This is a genomic window from uncultured Ruthenibacterium sp. (assembly GCF_963558415.1).
Taxonomy (GTDB): Bacteria; Bacillota; Clostridia; order Oscillospirales; family Ruminococcaceae; genus Ruthenibacterium.
The window spans coordinates 1-20,833 of record NZ_CAUWGY010000028.1; the positions used below are offsets into that span (position 1 = coordinate 1).

General features: G+C 50.7%; 18 protein-coding genes. 3 read left to right on the top strand and 15 right to left on the bottom strand.

The window, feature by feature from the left end; genetic code table 11:
* The 3 genes from AB5H98_RS06580 to AB5H98_RS06590 form a co-directional block, all read right to left on the bottom strand.
* Positions 1 to 352: N-acetyltransferase family protein (locus AB5H98_RS06580; RefSeq protein ID WP_367925118.1), on the bottom strand; the 352-nt coding region annotated here is incomplete at its 3' end.
* A complete protein-coding gene (gene gltX, locus AB5H98_RS06585; protein WP_367925119.1) occupies positions 340 to 1,986 on the bottom strand; it encodes a glutamate--tRNA ligase in 1,647 nt (548 codons plus the stop codon). The genes gltX and AB5H98_RS06580, both read right to left, overlap by 13 nt.
* 63 nt (positions 1,987 to 2,049) lie before the next feature.
* A complete protein-coding gene (locus AB5H98_RS06590; RefSeq protein ID WP_367925120.1) occupies positions 2,050 to 2,517 on the bottom strand; it encodes a hypothetical protein in 468 nt (155 codons plus the stop codon).
* Between the two features lie 125 nt (positions 2,518 to 2,642).
* Between AB5H98_RS06590 and AB5H98_RS06595 the strand changes: the two genes are divergently transcribed.
* Positions 2,643 to 3,377, top strand: a complete 735-nt coding sequence (locus tag AB5H98_RS06595) for a class I SAM-dependent methyltransferase (protein ID WP_367925121.1) — start codon at positions 2,643 to 2,645, stop codon at positions 3,375 to 3,377.
* On the opposite strand, the gene fliB is transcribed toward AB5H98_RS06595, so the two are convergent.
* Positions 3,374 to 4,432, bottom strand: a complete 1,059-nt coding sequence (gene fliB / locus AB5H98_RS06600; RefSeq protein ID WP_367925122.1) for a flagellin lysine-N-methylase — start codon at positions 4,430 to 4,432, stop codon at positions 3,374 to 3,376. The two genes, AB5H98_RS06595 and fliB, sit on opposite strands and share 4 nt — an antisense overlap.
* Before the next feature lie 68 nt (positions 4,433 to 4,500).
* Complete coding sequence (locus tag AB5H98_RS06605) at positions 4,501 to 5,178, bottom strand: 4Fe-4S binding protein (RefSeq protein WP_367925123.1); 678 nt, start codon at positions 5,176 to 5,178, stop codon at positions 4,501 to 4,503.
* A gap of 226 nt (positions 5,179 to 5,404) precedes the next feature.
* Here AB5H98_RS06605 and AB5H98_RS06610 point away from each other — a divergent pair, with 226 nt between their 5' ends.
* A complete protein-coding gene (locus tag AB5H98_RS06610) occupies positions 5,405 to 6,574 on the top strand; it encodes an iron-containing alcohol dehydrogenase (RefSeq protein ID WP_367925142.1) in 1,170 nt (389 codons plus the stop codon).
* A 46-nt stretch (positions 6,575 to 6,620) separates the two neighbouring features.
* Here the strand turns inward: AB5H98_RS06610 and AB5H98_RS06615 are convergent, their stop codons facing one another.
* From AB5H98_RS06615 to AB5H98_RS06625, 3 genes are all read right to left on the bottom strand, one after another.
* The gene (locus AB5H98_RS06615; RefSeq protein ID WP_367925124.1) at positions 6,621 to 8,330 is read right to left on the bottom strand and encodes a glycoside hydrolase family 2 protein; all 1,710 of its coding nucleotides are present in this window, start codon (positions 8,328 to 8,330) and stop codon (positions 6,621 to 6,623) included.
* Between the two features lie 119 nt (positions 8,331 to 8,449).
* On the bottom strand, positions 8,450 to 9,346 hold the full coding sequence (locus tag AB5H98_RS06620) for an NAD(P)/FAD-dependent oxidoreductase (protein WP_367925125.1): 897 nt from the start codon (positions 9,344 to 9,346) through the stop codon (positions 8,450 to 8,452).
* A gap of 22 nt (positions 9,347 to 9,368) precedes the next feature.
* On the bottom strand, positions 9,369 to 10,400 hold the full coding sequence (locus tag AB5H98_RS06625) for a YeiH family protein (protein WP_367925126.1): 1,032 nt from the start codon (positions 10,398 to 10,400) through the stop codon (positions 9,369 to 9,371).
* Positions 10,401 to 10,519: 119 nt separating this feature from the next.
* Between AB5H98_RS06625 and AB5H98_RS06630 the strand changes: the two genes are divergently transcribed.
* Entirely contained in the window at positions 10,520 to 11,380 is an 861-nt protein-coding gene (locus tag AB5H98_RS06630; protein WP_367925127.1) for a LysR family transcriptional regulator, read from the top strand.
* 165 nt (positions 11,381 to 11,545) lie between these two features.
* On the opposite strand, the gene AB5H98_RS06635 is transcribed toward AB5H98_RS06630, so the two are convergent.
* The 7 genes from AB5H98_RS06635 to pepF all read right to left on the bottom strand — a co-directional run bounded on the left by AB5H98_RS06635 (position 11,546) and on the right by pepF (position 20,675).
* Positions 11,546 to 11,752, bottom strand: coding sequence for a hypothetical protein (locus AB5H98_RS06635; protein WP_367925128.1), 207 nt, complete (start codon positions 11,750 to 11,752; stop codon positions 11,546 to 11,548).
* Positions 11,753 to 11,758: 6 nt separating this feature from the next.
* Complete coding sequence (locus AB5H98_RS06640) at positions 11,759 to 12,769, bottom strand: ABC transporter ATP-binding protein (RefSeq protein ID WP_367925129.1); 1,011 nt, start codon at positions 12,767 to 12,769, stop codon at positions 11,759 to 11,761.
* A complete protein-coding gene (locus AB5H98_RS06645) occupies positions 12,759 to 13,754 on the bottom strand; it encodes an ABC transporter ATP-binding protein (protein WP_367925130.1) in 996 nt (331 codons plus the stop codon). The genes AB5H98_RS06640 and AB5H98_RS06645 overlap by 11 nt, the downstream gene beginning before the upstream one ends.
* A 7-nt stretch (positions 13,755 to 13,761) precedes the next feature.
* Positions 13,762 to 15,567: an ABC transporter permease subunit gene (locus tag AB5H98_RS06650; protein WP_367925131.1), complete on the bottom strand. Its 1,806-nt coding sequence runs from the start codon at positions 15,565 to 15,567 to the stop codon at positions 13,762 to 13,764.
* A gap of 13 nt (positions 15,568 to 15,580) precedes the next feature.
* Entirely contained in the window at positions 15,581 to 16,573 is a 993-nt protein-coding gene (locus AB5H98_RS06655) for an ABC transporter permease (protein ID WP_367925132.1), read from the bottom strand.
* A gap of 165 nt (positions 16,574 to 16,738) precedes the next feature.
* Positions 16,739 to 18,631: an ABC transporter substrate-binding protein gene (locus AB5H98_RS06660; RefSeq protein WP_367925133.1), complete on the bottom strand. Its 1,893-nt coding sequence runs from the start codon at positions 18,629 to 18,631 to the stop codon at positions 16,739 to 16,741.
* A gap of 241 nt (positions 18,632 to 18,872) precedes the next feature.
* The gene (pepF, locus tag AB5H98_RS06665; protein ID WP_367925134.1) at positions 18,873 to 20,675 is read right to left on the bottom strand and encodes an oligoendopeptidase F; all 1,803 of its coding nucleotides are present in this window, start codon (positions 20,673 to 20,675) and stop codon (positions 18,873 to 18,875) included.
* Positions 20,676 to 20,833 lie beyond the last annotated feature (158 nt).

Here is a 20,833-nt window from a genome sequence, read left to right on the forward strand (position 1 = left end):
TGTTCTGGGCAGCCAAGGCTTGTTCCAGTGCAGTGTACAGCCGCCGTCCCATTCCTTGACGGCGCATGTCCGGCCGAAGATAAATGGTGGTCTCTACCGACCAGCCGTAAGCGGCCCGCTCGTGAAAAGCTCCCGCATAGGCATATCCCAAGATTCGTTTCCCATCCCAGGCCGTCAGATAGGGGTATTTTTCCAAAATACGCTGGATACGACCAGTAAATTCCCCCAGCGAGGGGACCTCACATTCAAACGTCACCGCTGTGTTTTCCACATAAGGCGCATAAATTTCTAAAAGTTCTGCGGCATTTTCTACCCGGGCAAGACGAAGTTGCAAATCGCTCATTTCGCCCATGCCTTATAGGCGTCCCAGCGAGCCAAAACGCGCGGACCGCCCAGTAAATGCAAAATGGAGTACAGATCCGGCGAATTGGTCTGTCCGGTGACCAAGTACCGCAGCATGCCGCAGATGGCGCCAAAGTGTCCTTTGTATCCGTCCGGATTCTTTTTGTACTCTTTTACGTCCGAAGCGTAGCCGTGTTTGGGAGCGAAGGCCTTTACCTTTTCCATCCATGCAGCGCTGTCGTCAGCAGGGTCGTAGACATTGGAGAAATAATCGTCCAAAATCGCCTGGTCGATGATGGTATTATCCTGCCATGGGGTTTGGAACAATTCGTCGTATAAATACCAAATTTGCGCCTTGATGTCGCCGTAGACTGCAATGTCCTTACGGGGTTTTGGTTTTTCACGGTCAATGTTCAAAGCCGCCACCGAGTAGGCCTCATCCCGGCTGTACAGCGCATAGAAATCCGGGTCATATTCTTTCAGGAACGGTGCAGACCGGTCGTACAGCTCTTGGGCCTTCATACGGCTGACATAGCCTTTCGAAATGTTGTAAAGCTTGGCCAAATCGTAGATGGCGCCGGATTTTCCAATGTGATTGAACCGGAATGTAAAATCTTCGATTTTCGCGCCCGGGTTCTTCATGTACCAGTCTTCAAAATCGCTGTTGCAAATAGTGGCAAGGTACAGCAAAATGGATTCCGTGGGCATACCGATCTCAAAGTAGTAACTGATGGCGCACTCCGGGTCTTTGCGTTTGGACAATTTTCGAGTGGAGCCGTCTTCGGTCTTCATCAACGGGGAAATATGGGCGTACTTGGGCGGCTGGAACCCGAAGGTGCGGAACAACTGCAGATGAATGGGCAGAGAAGCGATCCATTCGTCTCCGCGAATCACATGAGTGGTGCGCATCAGCGTGTCGTCTACAAAGTGCGCAAAGTGATAGGTGGGGAATCCATCGCCCTTCATGATTACGATGTCCAGACAGTTCTCCGGAACAGTGAGCTTTCCTTTGATCTCATCCCGGAACGTCTCTTTGTGATTGGGATCGCCAAAACTTTTCAGCCGTACCACATAAGGTTCGCCGGCCTCAATGCGTCGGGCCGCTTCGGCGGGGTCCAAATCGCGGTATTTGGCGTATTTGCCCCAGTATCCGATGATAGGCTCTTTATTGGCCTCTTGCTGAGCCCGAATCTCTTCCAGCTCTTCCGGTGTGCAGAAGCAAGGGTATGCTTTGCCTTCGGCCACCAAATGCTTGACAAAGGTGTCGTAAATCTCCTTGCGCTGGGTTTGGATGTAGGGGCCGTAATCGCCCACAGCCTCTGTCTGGCTGATGGGGCCCTCATCAAAGACCACGCCGAATTTCTTCAGATCATCGATGATAAGCTGAATACCGTTGTCCACGGTGCGTTTGGTGTCGGTGTCCTCAATGCGCAGGTAGAACACACCACCAGTCTGCTTTGCAAAAGTCCGGGACACAAAGGATGCGTACAGCGCGCCCATGTGAATGAATCCCGTGGGGCTGGGAGCGTAGCGGGTGACAATGGCGCCTTCGGGCAGATCCCGCGGTCCGTATTTTTTCAGATAGTATTCTACGTCATGCTCCGTGTGGGGGAACATGAGTTGAGCAAGCTGTGGATAATCCATGATTCTTTTCTCCTTTTTTCTAGAGCTGATGTCATTATATAATACCCTTTTCGGGTTTGCAAATCAGTCTTCAAGTCCGTTGAGCGCACGGGCGATGCGCCAACTGGACGGCACATGGCCCAGGGCCAAAACAAGCGTTACCAGGGCAAGTCCGATGCTCCGTCCCCACAAAGCCATCACCCAGAATAGGCATAGCGGCAAAAGTGCCATGGGAATGGGAATCGGGCCCACAGGTGCATACAGCAGCCGGAAGTCCCGTCCACCTTTGAAAAAGCGGACCCACATAAGCCAATACAGTACCAAGAGGACCAAAGAGCACCAAAACAAAAGGCCGAAATGGGGCGTGAAAATATCGCCTGAAAAACAGCACACCAGAAGGCAGCCGGCGCGGCCGGCATATTCCATGGCCGTCAAAGGTCCCTCCATGGTAGGAAGCTGTCCGGGCCGTTTGCGCGGCGGAAAGAAAACCAACAAAAAACTGGGGACAAGCGCCCCCAGCGCGAACAGTGCGCCCATAAGGGAACCAGCCATAAAACATGCCTCCTGAAAACAAAACTTTACCCATGTATTGTAAAGGAAAAACGGCTGGAATGCAATGCCATTGCACAAAAGCGCGCTGCATGTTACCATAACAAAAAACGAATGAGAGAGAAAAAATGAGAAACAACTACGACGATGAAACTTTTTTTGAACAATACGCGCAGATGCTCCGGTCGCAAAAAGGACTGGAAGGCGCTGGTGAGTGGTCAGAATTGAAAAAACTTCTTCCAAAAATGGAAGGAAAAGTGTTGCTGGATTTGGGGTGCGGGTATGGCTGGCATTGTGCCTGGGCCATGGACCAGGGCGCGCAGAGCGCACTGGGGCTTGATATATCCGAGCATATGCTGCAAGTGGCCCGCACGAAAAATGCACGCAAAGGCGTGGAGTATCGGCAATGCGGCATCGAGGAATACAACTACCCGGAAAAGTCCTTTGATGTGGTGCTTTCCTCTTTGGCTCTGCATTACATTGAGAATTTGGAACCGGTTTTTCGAAACGTTTACCGCACTTTGCGCGAAGGCGGCAGTTTTGTGCTTTCCATGGAGCACCCGGTGTTCACTGCCCAGGGCCCGCAAGATTGGATGTACGACCAGCAAGGGCGGATTCTCTGCTGGCCGGTGGACCGGTATTTTCTGCAGGGGTCTCGAGAAGCGGTCTTTCTTGGGTGTCCGGTTCAAAAGTATCATCACACGCTTACGGCCATTGTGAATGGCCTTTTGGACAGCGGTTTTTGCATCACACGTCTGGTGGAACCCGAGCCGCCTGCATCCATGATGGATTTGCCGGGCATGAAGGATGAGCTGCGCCGTCCCATGATGCTTCTCATCCGCGCACAAAAGAACAAAAATTAGTCTTTCAACAGAAAGCCGAGAATGGATGCGGCGGAAAAACAGGGGCGCTCCATATCCCGGGCAAGTTTTTCCAAGTTGGCCGGACAGTATTCCACATTTTTCGAAAAGTCCTTTGCCAGCACAAAAAGTCCTTTTTCGTCCGGGACATCCGCGCTCAAAAACATAAGCACAATACAGGACAGTGCGATCCACTTTCCTCTTCCCAGTATGTCACCGTCAAAGCAGGCCTTCAAAAGATATCGGTAAGTCAGATAAAGAGCAACTTTTTCAGGCCAATCCACAAGCGCACAGGTGCACACAGAGCAGGGATGTGCAGCTCGCAGCCGGTCGGTCCAGCCGGGGTCCATGGCATCCAGCGTTTGAAACTCCTCCAAAACGGCTGTTTTTAGGTTTCCATCAAATTCCACAGCTCCGCGCAGTGCTGTCAAAACTTGGTCCGGACAGGCATAAAAGTCTAGCACTGCGGCGATGTCCTCGGGTGCATTCCGGTCCATACAGTCCTGTACATGGCCGCACAATGCCACCATAAGCGCCAGCCGGTGAAAAAAGGAAAGCGAGGTATCCTGCAAAAAAGAAAAAGCCGTTTGCCGAACTTTTACGAGAGGATTGTACCATGCCGGAGCCTCGGTGCCTTCACCGGGAATTTCCTTTTTATAAAAACGCAGCGGAAGCGTCTGGGAAAACCAAAGCCGCGTGGCCTCTTCACAGCAAAGACCCAGTCCGGCTTCTTCCACGGGACCGTACCATTCAAAAAAACGAGGATGTTTGCTGCAGATCTCACATAAGGCATCTTTGCCCAAATTCAGATAAATCTCACACAGGCCCTGTCGATTTAAAAAGACGCAGCGCCCGTTCGGAGAAAGACGGAACCGGGCCCCTTCGGAACTTTGTAAAATACCATGCCGCAGCCGGTCACCGAACGGCCCTTCGGTTTGTTCATAGCGTTTCAGGGACAGTGTGTCAATGGAAATCTCCCAGCCCACACAGCAGGAATCGGAGCATCGCTGTGCAATACAAGAAAAAGGAAGAAAGCATTCGGGTGTGTATAAAATCATAAAAATACCCCTTTCGCGCCTTCATCATAGCACAAAACCGTCCCCCATGGGAGGGGGACGGTTTTGTTTTACAGAATCTTTCCGTCTGTGGACAACGTGACCACACGGCAATCGATGGCCTTTCCGCTTTGAGCAATGGCCCGGCGAACTGCCTGCTCAATGCCGCCGCAGCAAGGTACTTCCATGCGTACGACTGTTAGAGAGCGAATTTTATTTTCCTGCAGAATGACGGTCAATTTTTCTGCGTAATCCACTGCGTCCAGCTTTGGGCAGCCCACCAGTGTGATGCGTCCCTGAATGAAGTCCCGGTGAAAGTTTCCATAAGCATACGCGGTACAGTCTGCTGCAATCAAAAGGTCTGCGCCGTTAAAATAGGTAGCGCGCACAGGTGCCAATTTGATTTGCACAGGCCATTGGCGCAGTTGCGAAGGAACCTCAGCGTTTTCACCGCTCTGAGGGGCGAGCGCGCGGCTTTGGCTTCCCGGACAGCCGCAGGGCTGGGCAGCAAGCCGAGCCTGATTGGCACGTACCGCCGCCTCGTCGTAGGCTGCGGCCTCGCGCTCTACAAAGGTGATGGCGCCGGTAGGGCAGGCGGGCAAACAGTCTCCCAGTCCATCGCAGTAGTCATCTCGCAGCAGGTGTGCTTTTCCGTTTACCATGCCGATGGCATTTTCATGACAGGCCTTGGCACAAAGTCCGCAGCCGTTGCATTTTTCCTGATCAATGTGAATGATTTTTCGAATCATAAAAGAACTCCTCTGTTGGTTTGTTGATTTCAGTATACAGAAAAAACCTTTCTCTGTCTGTTGTAACTACAACAAACTTGTAAAAAAGCAATGGATGCGGAAAAAATTTGGATAAACGTTTTGGTGCGAGAGTGCGAATTCCATAAAAAGTACTTGACTTAGAGTTTACTCCAGGGTTTATCATTCCACTAAAGAGAAAATGGAAAGGAAGGAACCCACCATGAATATGCAGTTTGATTTTTACAATCCCACCCGTATTTTGTTTGGAAAAGGAATGCTTAATCAGTTGGGAAAGCAGCCGATGCCGGGCAAAAAGGCACTGCTTTTAACATCAAACGGAAAATCCGCCCGCGTCAGCGGCGCATTGGACAGAACGTTTGTACAGCTTGCTGAGGCTGGAGTGGAGTATGCTTTATTTGATAAAGTGATGGAAAATCCCGTTCGGGAAATGATTATGGAAGGCGCGGCCTTTGCACGGAACGAGGGCTGTGATTTTATTGTGGCGCTGGGCGGAGGCGCAGTGTTGGACTCTTCCGTGGCAATTGCAGCCATGGCCACCAACGAAGGAGATTTGTGGGACTATGTGTGCGGAGGAACCGGAAAGGGAAAAGCGCTTGTTCATCCTGGCCTGCCCATTGTGACGATTACGCTTACTGCGGGAACCGGTTCGGAAGTAAACTGTTGGGGTGTTATCTCCAATCTCGATACCCAAGAGAAAATCGGTTTTGGAGATCCGCGTCTAACGCCAGTGCTGGCCATTGTTGACCCGGAACTGATGCGCACGGTTCCTTCCCGCTATACGGCTTATCAGGGATTTGATGCACTTTTCCACCACACGGAGGTAATGATGTCTCGAGGCCGCAACGTTCTCAGCGAGGCCATTGCCCTGTCCTCCATTGAGAACATTGCGACGTATCTGCCGAGAGCCGTGGCCGATGGAGAAGATTTGCAAGCAAGGGAACACGTGGCTTACGGCAGCACGATGGCAGGCATCACGATGCAGCTCACCAGCACCACGGCGCAGCACAGCATGGAACATTCGCTGAGTGCCTATCATCACAATCTCCCCCACGGTGCAGGCCTCATTATGATTTCACAGGCATTTGCACAGTTTTTTATCGAACGTCATGCCTGTGACGATGCCTTTGTAAAAATGGCGCGAGCGATGGGACGCCGGAATGCAACGCAGCCCGAGGAGTTTTTGACTGCACTGTTGGAACTCCAAAAGGCCTGTGGGGTGGCAGATTTGAAGATGAGCGATTACGGTGTTTCGGTGGATGAGTGTATGACACTGGCAAAGGGCGCCCGATCCATGCAGGGCGGGCTGTTCGCAGCGAATCCTTGTGAGATGACGGATGAGGATTGTGCAGAGATTTTTCGCAGAGCGTATCGTTAAGGAAAGAAAAGCCGGCCGCAAACCTAAAAGGTTTGCGGCCGGTCTTTTATGTTTCTACTGCATGCTGCAGCTCTTTTGCAATCGCACGCAGCACAGCAGCGTTTACTTTGACTATTTGACGGTCCCATGTGATAAGTCCGTTGATTTCGTCCTCTACATCGGACAGTTGCGTATAAATAGCACCGCACAAACCTTTGCTGGCGGCGGGAAGAACATATTTTTCGTACATGGATAAAAGCCTTTGCTCCAGTTCCTTCTGGTTTTTGCAGGTGCTGTACCCATAAGCTTTTTCTGGATGAAACATGTGTCCCTCCACACCCAGACAAGCGCCGCCGAACTCTGTCAAAAGCAGTGGCTTTTCGCCTGCGCGAAGCCGCCAGGGGCCAAAGTAGATATGGCGGCTGTCCACATCGGTATCTCCGCCTCGAAACCAGCCCGAAGCCGTGTCAATAAAGCGGCTTGCGTCCAAAGATCGCAGATGTGCATAGACTTGGCTCGCATCAAACTGTCCCCATCCTTCATTAAAAATGGTCCACAGACAGATACAGGGGTGATTTTTTAACTGGGTCACTGTGGCTTCCATACCCCGCAGAAAAGCCTTGCGCGTATCCGGGTCCGGATGCATTTTCGAATCCCGGCGGGACTGGAACCCGAGAGTAGGCAAAAGCGTGTCCCGCATAAACTTGTAATCGCCATTGTTGACCATGTCCTGAAAAACCACCATGCCCAGCCGGTCGCACTGGTAATAAAACTCCTCGGGTTCGAGTTTGATATGCTTGCGCAGCGTGTTAAATCCCAGTTCCTTCATGGTGCGAATGTCTTGTTCGTAGCATTCGGGTGCGGCGGGCGTGAACAATCCGTCGCTGAAATACCCTTGGTCCAACACACCGTGAAAAAAGAATGGTTTTCCGTTGAGACACAGCCGCGTAAATCCGTTGATTTTTTGAATGCTCAGAAAACGAAGAGCAAAATAACTTTCCACACAGTCCTCATCCGTCTTTACTGCAAAAAAATACAAATAGGGATCTTCAGGACTCCAAAGTCGGGGATTTTCAGGGCGAACCACGGCCCGTCCCTCTTCCAGTGGAATTTTTATCAGCCCTTGCGGTGTGTGTACGGTCACGGTCCCAAAGAGTGTCCGATCTTTGGTATCGATCACTGCTTGTTCACCGTCAGCAAGAATCTCCAAACGGTGAATGTATTTTTCCGGAACACTTTCCAGCCAAACCGTCTGCCAAATACCGGAGACGGGCGTGTACCACATACCGCCTCGTTTGGATACCTGCTTTCCATAAGGCTGTACATGGGAGCGCAAATCATCTTTCACGCGCAGAACAAGCTCATTTTGTTCTTTTAGCGCGCAGGTAAGATCAAATGTCATGGCTTCATAACCGCCTTCATGAGAGCCAATCTGTTCCCCGTTTAGAAAACAGTCCAGAAATTGGTCCGCGGCTCCAATGTGCAGCAAAACCCGATTTTGAACAAATCCGGCAGGCAGTGTAAAGGTACGGCGATAAAATAGGAAACTTCCCTGGGGAAAACAGGTGTGCACGCCGGACAAAAGACTTTCCGGACAGAAAGGAACCAAAATGGTACGCTCATATAGGTGAGGCAGTTCGGGTTCCGGCTGCACGGTGAATTGCCAGATACCGTTCAGATTGAAAAAACTGTTCCGCCGCATCTGTGGCCGTGGATAGTTTTGCCAAGGAATTCCAGACAAATTTTTTCCGGCCTGTGTGTAAAGATCGTAAAACATAAGCGTCCCTCCCGGCTTTGCTTTCAGTATAAAGGGTACAGGAGTACTGTGCAAGCAAAACAGCATAAAACGGTCCGCGAACCACAAGGGTTCACGGACCGTTCAATGGAGGGAGGCCTTTATAGACAGGCGTTGATGGCAGCGATGGCGCCTTCCGCGACCGCAGTGGCCACTTGCCGAACCTGCTTTGCACGAATGTCTCCGACCGCATATACGCCGGGCACGGAGGTTTCCATTTTTTCGTTGGTAAGAATGTATCCATCCTGCATCTCAAGCTCGGTGTATTGTTCGGTGTTGGGAGAAATTCCGGCGTATACAAAGATACCGCAGCCCGGATCTTCGATTCGGTCGGTACTCTGGTCTAAGACATTGAGAATTTCCAGTTTTTCCACGCAGTTCTTGCCCCAAACGCGCTGCAGGCGAGAATTTAGGCGAAGAGAAATATTTTTGGCGGCAGCCACTTTTTGACGAAATTCAGCAATGCATCCCAGGTGATCCTCAAAGTGAAGAATGGTCACCTTTCGCGCCAGGCAGGCAAGATACAAGGCTTCTTTGACCGCGCCGTCTGCGCCGCCCACTACGTAAAGATTTTTGCCCATGTATTGGGCACCATCCCGAGCGGCGTTCATGCCCATTCCTTTTCCGGCTAATTCCTTTTCACCGGGGATCCCCAGTTGACGAGGTGTGCCGCCGTTCGCCAAAATCACGCGCCGGGCCTGGTGAATGCCTTTGTTGGTGTGGATGGTTTTTACCTCGCCTCTTAGTTCCACATGCGTGACAGTCTCATAGGCAATTTCCACGCCGGCATCCAGGGCCTGTTGCTTCATGCGCGCAGCAAAACTTGCACCGGTTTCGTTGGGTTCCAGAGCTGTGTAGTGTGTGACCGTAGAGACGTTTCCAATCAGACCGCCTACCGCTGCTTTTTCAAGAATGAGTGCCTTTTTTCCACGGCTGACCGCATAGATTCCCGCGCTGATACCCGCGGGGCCAGCCCCGATAATCAGAATGTCGTACATGAGAATCCTTCCTTTCGCAAAATCAAAGAAGTCCTTCCAGGTGCTGCATCAGCAAACTTACGCAAGTGATGCCGAACCAGCAACAAGCACCCATCAAGATGGGCTTTCCACCGGTTTTAATCAGTTTGATCAAATCGGTGTTGAGACCGATGGCAGCCATTGCCAAAATGATAAAGAATTTGGAGAGCTCTTTAAAGGGTTGAAACAGAGCGGCGTCTACACCCGCAAGTGTGGAAACAGTGGTGATGATGGAAGCGAGTACAAAGAAAAGGATGAAAAAGGGAAAGATTTTTTTCATCTCAAAGGACCCGCTGGACACTTGCCCACCCCGTTTTACCTGCCATGTGCGCCAGAAAGCCAGTGCCAGTGTAATGGGAATGATGGCCAGTGTACGGGTCAGTTTGACAATGGTGGCATATTCCAAGACTGCTCCGCCAGTGCCATGAAGAGTATCCCAGGTCGCCGCAGCCGCCGTTACGGAGGAGGTGTCGTTGATGGCGGTGCCGGCGAAAAGCCCAAATCCTTCATTGCTCATACCCAACAGACCGCCCAGTGTGGGAAAAAACAATGCTGCCAGGATGTTAAACAGGAAAATAACGGAGATGGATTGGGCAATTTCTTCATCGTCTGCGCCAATGACCGGAGCGGTGGCCGCAATCGCGGAACCGCCGCAGATAGAGGATCCAACCCCTACGAGCACAGAGATATTGGCCGGCATAGACAGACGCTTGCGAAGAAAAAATGCAATCAAAAGAGAAATGGTGATAGTCGAACAGATGATGGGAAGGGAAAGCAGTCCAACCTTGGCAATTTGGGATAGGTTCAGGCCAAATCCAAGCAAGATTACTGCATATTGAAGAATCTTCTTGGATGTGAAGGCGATGCCGTGCTGGAAGCAGGTTTTATCCCGAAGGATCATTGAGACAATCATTCCGGCTAAAATCGCGAACACTGGTCCGCCTATGACCGGAAAGGCATGCCCCAAAAACCAGCAGGGAACAGCCAGAACAAGACAAAGGATCAGACCGGGAAATACTCTTTTAACATTTTCCATTTGCAATCTCTCTTTTCGGATGGATTTTATTTGACCGGTCTTGATTATACCCTAGATCAACGATAAAATAAAATGAAGAATTATAATGATACAATAAATTTAATTAATGGGTGATCGCTATGTTAGATCCGCGGTGGACAACGTTTTTAAAAGTTTGCGAGACAATGAATTATACCCGTGCGGCACAGCAGCTATGCTTGACACAGCCCGCTGTGACTCACCATATTCACTATTTGGAGGAACACTACGGATGTCGCTTGTTTTCTTATGAGGGAAAGGTTCTCAGGCTCACAGAGGCGGGAATGAGACTGCGCGAATTTGCTCGTTCCATGGCATACAATAGCCAGCAAATCGAGTGGGCGATGAAGGCTGAATCGCCCATTTCTCTTAGAGTAGGAACATCCAAAACCATCGGAGAATATGTGATCGCACCGAAGGTAGAACGTTTTTTGCGAGCACATCCAGACGCAAATTTTTCGCTGTTAGTAGATAACACCCAAGTTCTTCTTCGGGCGCTGGAAGCAGGAAGACTGGATTTTATTTTGGTCGAAGGCTTTTTTGAAAGCAGCCGCTACGATACAAAACTTTATCGACAAGAGAAATTCTTCGGAGTTTGTCCGCCGGGACACCGTCTGGCAAATCGGTCGGTACAGCTCGATGAATTGAATGGAGAACGAATCATTATTCGAGAACCGGGTTCGGGAACACGGGCAATTTTTGAGGATGCGCTGCGTCGGCGAAATCGAACCCTTCGCAGTTTTCCACGCGTTGTCACAATCAGTGATTTTGCTACGATTAAGTCGCTTGTGACAGATGGGTTGGGCGTTTCTTTTCTATACGCGCCGGTCGTGGAGCATGAATTAAAAACGGGAACATTGGCGAAATTTGAAATTGAAAATGTTCCGATGAGTGGAGCCTTTTATTTTGTCTGCTTAAAGAACAATTTGTTTGCGGGAATATGGGACGAATGGCGCAAGTAGACCATAAAACCTTGGGATTTATCCGCGTCCAAGGGCTTTTATCAAACAAAAAACCCCCAGGCCAAGCCTGGGGGTTTTTATAACCATAAAAGATATTTCAGGGTACTGCACCCCAAAAATTGAGCGTAACCGTCGGTTGCCCATTTCTACATTGCTGCCATGGGCTTATAGATGCCGGAAGAAAAATAGATAAAGTACCAACAGAAACACGGCTACAACGCCGAGGAAAACGGGCACAAATACCACGAGGGCGGCTAAAATCATAGCCAGCCGGTCATTTTTCTCCAAAGGCAGCTCTTCACGTTCTTTTTCAAAGCGCTCTTCTGCCTTTCGGACATTGAGGATCCGGTTGATCTTTTTCCCAAACAGCATGAAAACTCACTCCTTATGGTGCAGTGGGAAGTGGCAGGTCACAAAATGATTGTTGCCAACATCGGTCCACTCGGGCACTTCTTCTTTGCACTTCTGCTGGCAGTAACGGCAACGGGTGTGGAATTTACAGCCCGAAGGCGGATTGACCGGGCTGGGAATATCGCCTTCCAGAAGGATTCTCTCCCGCTTGTCATCTTCATCCACCACCGGAATCGCCGACAACAGTGCTTCCGTGTAGGGATGCAGTGTATTGGCAAACAGTTCCTCTGTGGGGGCAAGTTCCACCATGTTGCCCAAGTACATAACGCCGATGCGGTCGCTGATATACTTGACCACGCTCAAATCGTGAGTGATAAACAAGTACGTCAGGTTTTGCTTTTCCTTCAAATCTGACAGAAGGTTTAAAATTTGCGACTGAATGGAAACATCCAGTGCGGATACAGCCTCGTCACAGACCACAAAAGCGGGATTCAAGGCCAAGCTGCGGGCAATGCCGATGCGCTGACGCTGACCGCCGGAGAATTGGTGCGGATAGCGGCCAAACATATAGCTGGCCAAACCGCAGTTCTCCATAACCTGGAAGATATAATCTCGCATGGCGGGGTCGCCACGCTTGAATACACCGTGGGATACAAGACCTTCTCCGATAATTTGTCCTACCGTCATACGGGGGTTCAAAGAAGAGTAGGGATCTTGGAAGATCAGTTGCAAATCCTTGCGCAGAACACGCATCTGCTCTTTGGAGAGCGTTTTTAAATCAATGTCTTCGCCATTCTTATGATAAATGACCTGACCGTGAGTTTGAGGATAGAGCTGCAGCAGCGTGCGGCCAAAAGTCGATTTTCCGCAGCCGGACTCGCCTACAAGGCCCAATGTCTCGCCGGCGTAAATATCCAGGGAGATGCCGTCGTTGGCACGTACATAACGCTGTTTTTCGCGGAATTTGGTCTTTTTAATCGGGAAATACTGCTTCAAATCCCGGACCGTCAGCAGCACATTACGGTTTTCATTCTCCATGTTTATTTCTCACCGCCTTCTCCGGATAGAAGCACCGGATATAATGGTCAGGGCCTACCTGCTGCAAGGAAGGTTCACTGGTTTTGCACTTTTCGGTGCAGTATTTGCAGCGAGGAGCAAATTTGCAGCCCGTCGGCAAATACAGAGGATTGGGAACAGAGCCCGGAATGGCCTCCAGCCGCTTATCCTTAGGAGTATTGAGCCGAGGAATCGAGATCATCAGGCCCTCTGTGTAAGGATGGGAATAGACTCCATTATGGAAAATCGTTTTGGCGTCCGCTTTTTCCACAATTTGTCCGCAGTACATAACGGCTACATCATCGGCCATTTCATGAATGACACCCAAATCGTGGGTAATGAACAGAATCGAAGTACCGGTCTGCTGCTTGAGCTCATTCATCAATTTCAAAATCTGAGCTTGGATGGTAACGTCCAAAGCAGTGGTAGGCTCGTCTGCAATCAGCAGTTTGGGTTTGCAGGCCAGGGCCATAGCAATCATGACGCGCTGGCGCATACCGCCGGACAACTGGAAGGGATACTGTTTGGCAACCCGATCCGGGTTAGGAATCTTTACGTCGGACAACAGACTGACCACTCTTTGATAGGCGGCCTTTTTGTCCAGATTTTGATGCAGGCGAAGAACCTCGCCGATTTGGCGCTCAATGGTGAACACCGGATTGAGAGAGGTCATCGGTTCCTGAAAGATGACAGAGATTTCGTTGCCGCGGATATGGTGCAAGTCCTTAACGCTGCATTCCAAAATATTGCGGCCATTGAACGTGATCTCTCCACTCTCAATGTAGCCATTGCCGTCCAGCAGCCGAAGAATGCTCATGGCGGATACGCTTTTGCCTGAACCAGACTCACCGACGATGCCCAGTGTTTTACCGGCCTCCAGCGTGTAACTGACGTCATTTACTGCTTTGACGATTCCTTTTTTCGTAGTGAAATAGGTGTGCAGATTTTTGACTTCCAACAGACTCATGCGTTTCTCACCTCTCCTTCGATTTGGGGTCAATGGCGTCGCGCAGGCCGTCACCGATACAGTTGATGCTGATGGTGCAGATGCCAAGCATCAGAGCCGGGAATGCCCAGCGCCACCAGTAGTTTTCAATGACCTGACCATTTTGCGCACCGGTCAACATATTGCCCCATGTAGCATTGGGTTCTGTGACACCAAAGCCGATAAAGGACAGAGAGGACTCGGTCAACATGCAAGTTGCAAAGTTTAAGGTCGCATTGACGATGATAACAGTAATAATGTTCGGAACGATGTGGCGGAAGATGATGCCAAACTCCCGAACGCCCAGCGCTTTGGCAGCGGTGACAAATTCCTGTTCACGCTCGGCAAGAACGCTGCCGCGGACAAGTCGTGCAATACCGGGCCAAGACAAAAGACCCAAAATGCACATGATCAGGATGATGCGCTGCGTTTCGCTGATCGAATTGCCCAAAATAGAAGACAAAATAATACAGAAAGGAAGGAAAGGAATGGAAGATACAATTTCAGTCAGACGCATCAACAGGTTGTCCACTTTGCCGCCTTTGTAACCGGAGATACCACCGACGACAATGCCAATGATGGTGGAGATGATAACCGCAATGGCACCCACGGTCATGGTCATACGACCACCCACCAGCAGGCGGCGGAACAAATCGCGACCCAAGGAGTCTGTGCCCATCAGGTAACCTTTCAGGCCCCAGGAAACCACAGAACCATCTTCTGTGATGGCATAGTTGGCATAGTAGCCGCTCTCCACCGAAGAAACAGCAACGCCCTCCGGGGCATTGGTTTGACCATGCGTATTGTCGCCCCAACTGCAAAGGGTACCATCTTTCAAAACAGCAGTAAAGTGATAACGTCCGCTGGATAAGGAAGCCACTTGTCCCTGAATCTCCTCGGGAACATCCAGGGTCTTTTTGATGTTGTTGCCCCAGGTGTAAACGCGTCCATCGGAGGTAACAGCAGCGGCGCTTTCATCTGTGAGAGCCAGGTCCACTACATCGCCCTGAATCTCTTCGGGAATATTGGTGTAAGCGGAGGCTTTGCTGGTCAAGGGAACAACCTCGCCATCTTTGGTCAGTACCATGACGATGTTGGTGCTGGCCGCAAATTTCTCGATGTTGCCCTGTACGCCTTCCGGATAGACAATGTTCAACAGATAGTCACTGCCCCAGTTGTACATCTCTCCGTCCTCTGTGAGAACCAGAGAAATCTGATAACCAGCCAAGATTTGCTTGATGTCGTTGCCACCGGAGCGCAGCTCCATAGGAATGGTGTTCAATCCCATGCGGTCGTTGCCCCAAGTGAAAATCTGTCCGTCCTCGTTGGCGGCAATGATATGGTCAAGACCAGCCGAAACTTGGACAAGCTTTCCAGTCTCGCTGGTGCTGGGAATGTTTTTCAGCTTTGAGTTGGGGAAAGTACCCCATTCATAAACGTTTCCGTCCTTGTCCAGTCCCACGGAGAAAGAACTTCCCACAGAAAGGTCCTGGGCGTTGTTTTTTAACTGGTTGGGAACGTTCAGCATTCCAAAACCGGGAGCCACGTTTGCCTGTGTTACATCCTGATAGTACAGATCAATGGGGAAGAAGTAGGGAAGAAATATACAGCACAGGAAGATGAAGACAAACAAAATCACACCGATCATGGCGATTTTGTCCTTTACAAAGGCACCGAACGCCATTTGCAGCGGGCTCTGCAGAACCTCTTCTTCCTCCTGCGGCAGACCACCCAGAAGCATACGCTGAGCGGCCACAGACGCCGTGGAGCGTTTGTTCTTTTTGTTTTTTTGCATCCTCTTCCCTCCTTTAGCTGTCCAGCCGTACGCGGGGATCGACCAGCGTGTAAGCGATATCCATGACTACGTTTCCGGCCAAAGACAATATTACATAGAACATTTGCATGGTCAAAACCACTGCAAAGTCACGTTGAAGCAGGCCGTCAATCAGCATTTTTCCAAGGCCGGGCCATAAAAATACGGTCTCGATAACGATGGAACCGCCGAACAGACCTACAACCCACCAAGTAGTGACGGTTACGATCGGAATCAAAGCGTTGCGAAACGCGTGAATATAGATGACGACTTTTTCGGAAAGACCTTTGGCACGAGCCGTTTTAATATAGTCCATGCGAAGAACGTCGATCATAGCAGCGCGCACATAACGGGTGATTCCACCAATGCCAGATACGCTCATGACCAAAACCGGCAGCGCCATATGGTACAGCATATCCATCATACCCGCAAGTCCTGTGGCTGTGGATCCGGCTGTTCGGACGCCACTGATGGGGAAAATAGGAATTTTGACAGAAAAAAGGAAAATGGCCAACAACGCCACGATGAAAGTGGGAATGCTGTATCCTATGATGGTCACGACCTGAACCGTTTTATCAAAAACACCGTTTTTTCGAACGGCAGTGGCAATGCCCAAGGGAATAGAGATAACAAAGACCACAAACATGGTCAAAAGGTTCAAAAGAACCGTGTTGGCCATAGGTCCGCCGATGATGTTGATGACCTCTTGCTTGTATTGTGTGGAATAACCGAAATTGCCGGTGAGCATATTGCCCATCCAGGCAAAATACTGCACGGGCAGAGGGTTGTCCAGACCCAACGACTTACGCGTATTTTCATACAGAGCCTGGTAAGCCTCGGGTTTCATAGTGGTCTTGCTGTCGCCCAGCATGATTTCAACCGGATCGCCGGGCATGGATTTATAAATCGCGAACATCAGAATAGAAATGATAAAGAAGACAAAGACGATATAGATGAATCGCTTTAAAAGGTATCTACTTTTTCCCATTCACCGTTCCTCCGTTTCAAATATTTAAAGATTGGCTCCACGCCCGGAGCACCGGCAAAGCGGAGCCTGCTTCCCCCTTGTGGAAGAGGCTGCAATAAGGAAAATCCGGCGGACCCCGGTCACAATGCGGGGGGTCCGCCGGACGCTCGTCAAACTGGATGAGGCTTAGGCGTCAACCCAAGCATCCAGGACAGCACGGGACCACTCCCAAACAGAGGTGGACTTCCAGCCGTGCAGCTTATTGGAGAAGAAATCATAGTACTCATCGGAGTACAGAGGAATGTCAGGAAGTTTTTCGTTCCAGACTTTGATGAAGTTCTGCCAAGCAGACAGCCAAGCCTCATCATCCTCATAGGGGATAGCCTTCAGAGCTTCAGCAGCCGCTGCCAATTCCTCATCGGCAATCCAGTTGCTATTGTAGCCGCCCTGCATCCAAACGGGATCGGTGGAGTAGTAGTACCACGGAGAGCTGGCCAGAGAGAAGCCGGTAGCCAGGTTGTACATGTTGTAAATCTTGTCACCGCTGTGGGTGATAGCAGCCTGCAGAGTGGGGAAGTCTATGGTGGTGGGATTCAACTGCATGCCGATTTCAGTCATGGCCTCAGGCAGCATGGTGGCCAGCAAGTCAGAAACGGGGTTGCCGTCGGTGTTGGCCCACTCGATCACCAGAGGTTTCAGCTCGCCATTGACATCTTTATAGCGCAGACCAGTGCCGGAGTACGGAGTGCCGTCTGCATTCAAGGTCCAGCCGTCCTCTTCCAGCAGTTTCTTAGCCTCTTCCAAGTTCTTCTCATAGGTGCTCAAGTTCTGGTCGATCCAGTCCTTGGACTCCTGATACTCCCACTGAGCCAAGCCATAATAGGAGTGAACCACTGCGGCATAACCACCGCTGTACTGACGGGCAAACTCGTTGCGGTCCAAGCAGTAAGCAATGGCCTGACGAACATTTGCAGAGTCAGTGGGGAACTGGCTGCAGTCGAACTGCACCTTGCCGTAGCCGTTGCGGAAGAAGGTGTTGTCCTGAGCCTCGCCCGCGTCGACCAAGTCCAGACCACCGTTGATGGTGTCAGCGCCACTGCACTGGAACAGCAGGTCAACGGAACCGGATTTCAGCTCGTTGATCATCGTGTCGGTCTTAACCATTTTGATGATCAGTTTCTCAATTACGGGTTTCACTCCACGGTAGTCGCCCGCATAGTTGGGGTTCACCGTCAGAGTGCACTGTGCGCTGGCCACGTCAAAGGACTCAAAGAGGTACGGGCCGCAAGTGACCGTCGGGTTGTAACGATAACCGGTGTTGGTATCGTTGATGGTTGTGAGCAGCAGCTCAGTGGTGAAGTCACCAGTGATGGTTGCGCCGTCCGCAGTATCCTCAACATCGCAGTCCGGAGCAATCACGTGCATGGGACGAGGCATCGCCAAAGCATAAGTGATGTCGTAGTGATAAGGCAGCTCCTCAGCACGAACGGTGACGGAATAAGTCATCTCGTCCACCAGGTGAACGCCTGCAAAGTACTCGGTCTCACCGTTGAAGTACTCATCATAGCCTACCAGAGGATAGCCGGCCTGGCTGGGGTAGCCGTCCACGCCGTTCATCTCAGGAGAGCTCTCCAGCAACAACTGGAAAACATAGTCCTTCGCGGTGATGGGAGTGCCATCGCTCCACACCAGACCATCGTTGATGGTGACAGTGTAGGTTTTGGTTCCATCTTCATTTTCGGTCTCTTCGTGGCTGGCCACGACGGTCGGGTCATAAACCCAAGAGCCTTCTACATCCGAAACAACAGTGGAATATCCGTGAATCAGATCGTATGTCTTATAGTTCACGGCGTTGTTGGAGAAGCTGGGGTCGTAGAAATCGTTGCCCATCTGCGTGGTGCTGCCGATGATCAACTGACCCTGGGGCTCAGTAGGACGAGTTCCCTCTTCGGTCGCAGAAGTACTGCTGGTCTGTTGGTCCGTCGGGTTGTTGGTGACGGCCGATTGACCGCCGCAGGCGGCCAGAGAAACGGTCATGATGCCTGCCAACAACAAGGACAAAAGTCTTGTCTTTTTCAATTGCGTGCATTCCTTTCCTATCCCATTTACAATAGTGGATTTTGCCAGCCGGACAGACAAGAAAAGGGGCTTTTTTTGTATCTGTTCGGCAGACATATGTTTATATTTTAACAAGAGAGAGGCGAAAAAGCAACTAAAAGTGGAAGAAAAGTGAATTTTTATAAAAAACAAAGAGAAATAAGAGCGATAAAGGGCGTTTTTCCTACAAGAAAAGATTTTCCAGTTTTGGACAGGCCCAATTTTACAGTGTCATCAAAGATTCCATTTCGCTCAAAAGCTGATCAAAATACTGCAAAGCGTCCGCAATGGGAGCAGGTGAAGACAAATCCACACCGGCACCGCGCAGCAGCGTCACCGGATCGGCAGAACATCCGCCGCTGAGGAACGTGAGATAATCCTTTACAGCCGGCTGGCCTTCACGCAGAATACGTTGCGACAATGCCACAGCGGCGGCAAATCCCGTAGCGTACTGATACACGTAGAAATTGTAGTAGAAATGAGGAATACGTGCCCACTCCAGAGCAATCTGCGGATCGGCGACAATGTCCTTCCCATAGTATAGCCCATTCAGCTCCGCATATTTTTCACACAGAGAATCGGCTGTCAATGCCTGGCCCTGGCGGGTCTGTTCGCTGCACCACAGTTCAAATTCAGCAAACATCGTCTGCCGGTACAAAGTAGCACGGAACCGCTCCAAAAAGTGGTTGATCAGATAGGCCCGGCGGCGCGGTTCCTGGGTACCATCCAGCAAATGGTGGATCAGCAGCGCTTCGTTGCAAGTGGAGGCAACTTCCGCAACAAAAATTTTGTAGTCCGCATATGTGGGGCTTTGGCAATGATTGGACAAATAGGAATGCAAGGCATGTCCCATTTCATGCACCAGGGTGAACGCATCGCTCAAAGTATCGGTGTAGTTGAGCAGCACAAAGGGATGCACCCCATAGACTCCGGCCGAGTACGCGCCAGAGCGTTTTCCTTGGTTTTCATACACGTCGATCCAGCGATTTTCAAATCCCTCATTGAGAATTTTCAGGTATTCCTCGCCCAGAGGAGCCAGTGCCTCTCTGGCCAGATCTTTGCCCATATCAAAGGGAACTTCCATGTGCTCGTCGGCAACCATGGGTGCGTACAAATCATAATAATGAAGCTGGTCCAGGCCCAGCAATTTTTTGCGCAGGCGGACGTAGCGGTGCATAGAAGGCAGATGCTGGTGGACTGTTTCAATCAAATTGTGATAAATTTCCACAGGCACTTCCGTTTCGGCCAAAGCCGCATGAAGGGCCGAGGGATAGCGGCGTGCTTTTGCGAAAAATTGAAGTTGTTTCATCTGGGAGCTCAGTACCGCCGCGCAAGTATTTTTCAGTCGGTCGTAACCTGCATAGAGAGAGCAAAAGGCCGACTGGCGCAAAGTGCGGTCCGAAGATTCCATCATGGGAATGTAACTGCCGTGTGAAAGAGAATGATGTGTGCCCTGGCTGTCCACAGCATCCTCAAAGGTCAGGTCTGCGTTGTTCAACAGCGCAAAAATATTGCCAGGAGCTTGTCCCATGCTGCCGGCAGCAGCCAGAAGACCTTCTCCCTCTGCGGATAAAGTGTGTTCTTTTTTGCGCAGAATGCGGGTCAAAACAAGCCGGTAGTGCTCTAAGGCCGGTTCGCTCTGATAGAAAGAATCCAACCGTTTTTCGTCAATGGCCAATAATTCCGGTGTTTCAAACGCAAGCGCCTGCTCCCATTCCACCAAAAAATTGTGAGCCTGAGCACTCATCTCCTGATAGGCAGGCTCCCGGGTGTCCTCATCCGCTTTGCGAAACGCATAGGAGAGCATGCGATCGCTGTCTACGGTGAGCTGATCCTGTAACCGAAGAAAAGCCAAGAGCGTCTGTGCGTTTTCGTCAAGTCGTCCTGCATAGGAAGACAGTTCCGTCAGCGAATTGCGCAGCCGGGCAATTTCGGCTTTCCAAGCGTCGTCGTTGGGGAAAAGGTCTGTAATTTTCCAAGTGTATTTTTCCGCAATCTCACTGCGGGCAGGAATAGTTTGTGCCATGGTGTCGACTCCTTTGTCCGATAATCTTTGCCGCAGTCGGCAAACCGCCGGATGCAGCAGGGATATGCTTTAAAATTGCGTGCCGCAGATTTGGCTGCGGCAACACTGGAACAGTATAGCACAGTCCGCGGTCGCTGTCATCGGATTTTCCCACAAGA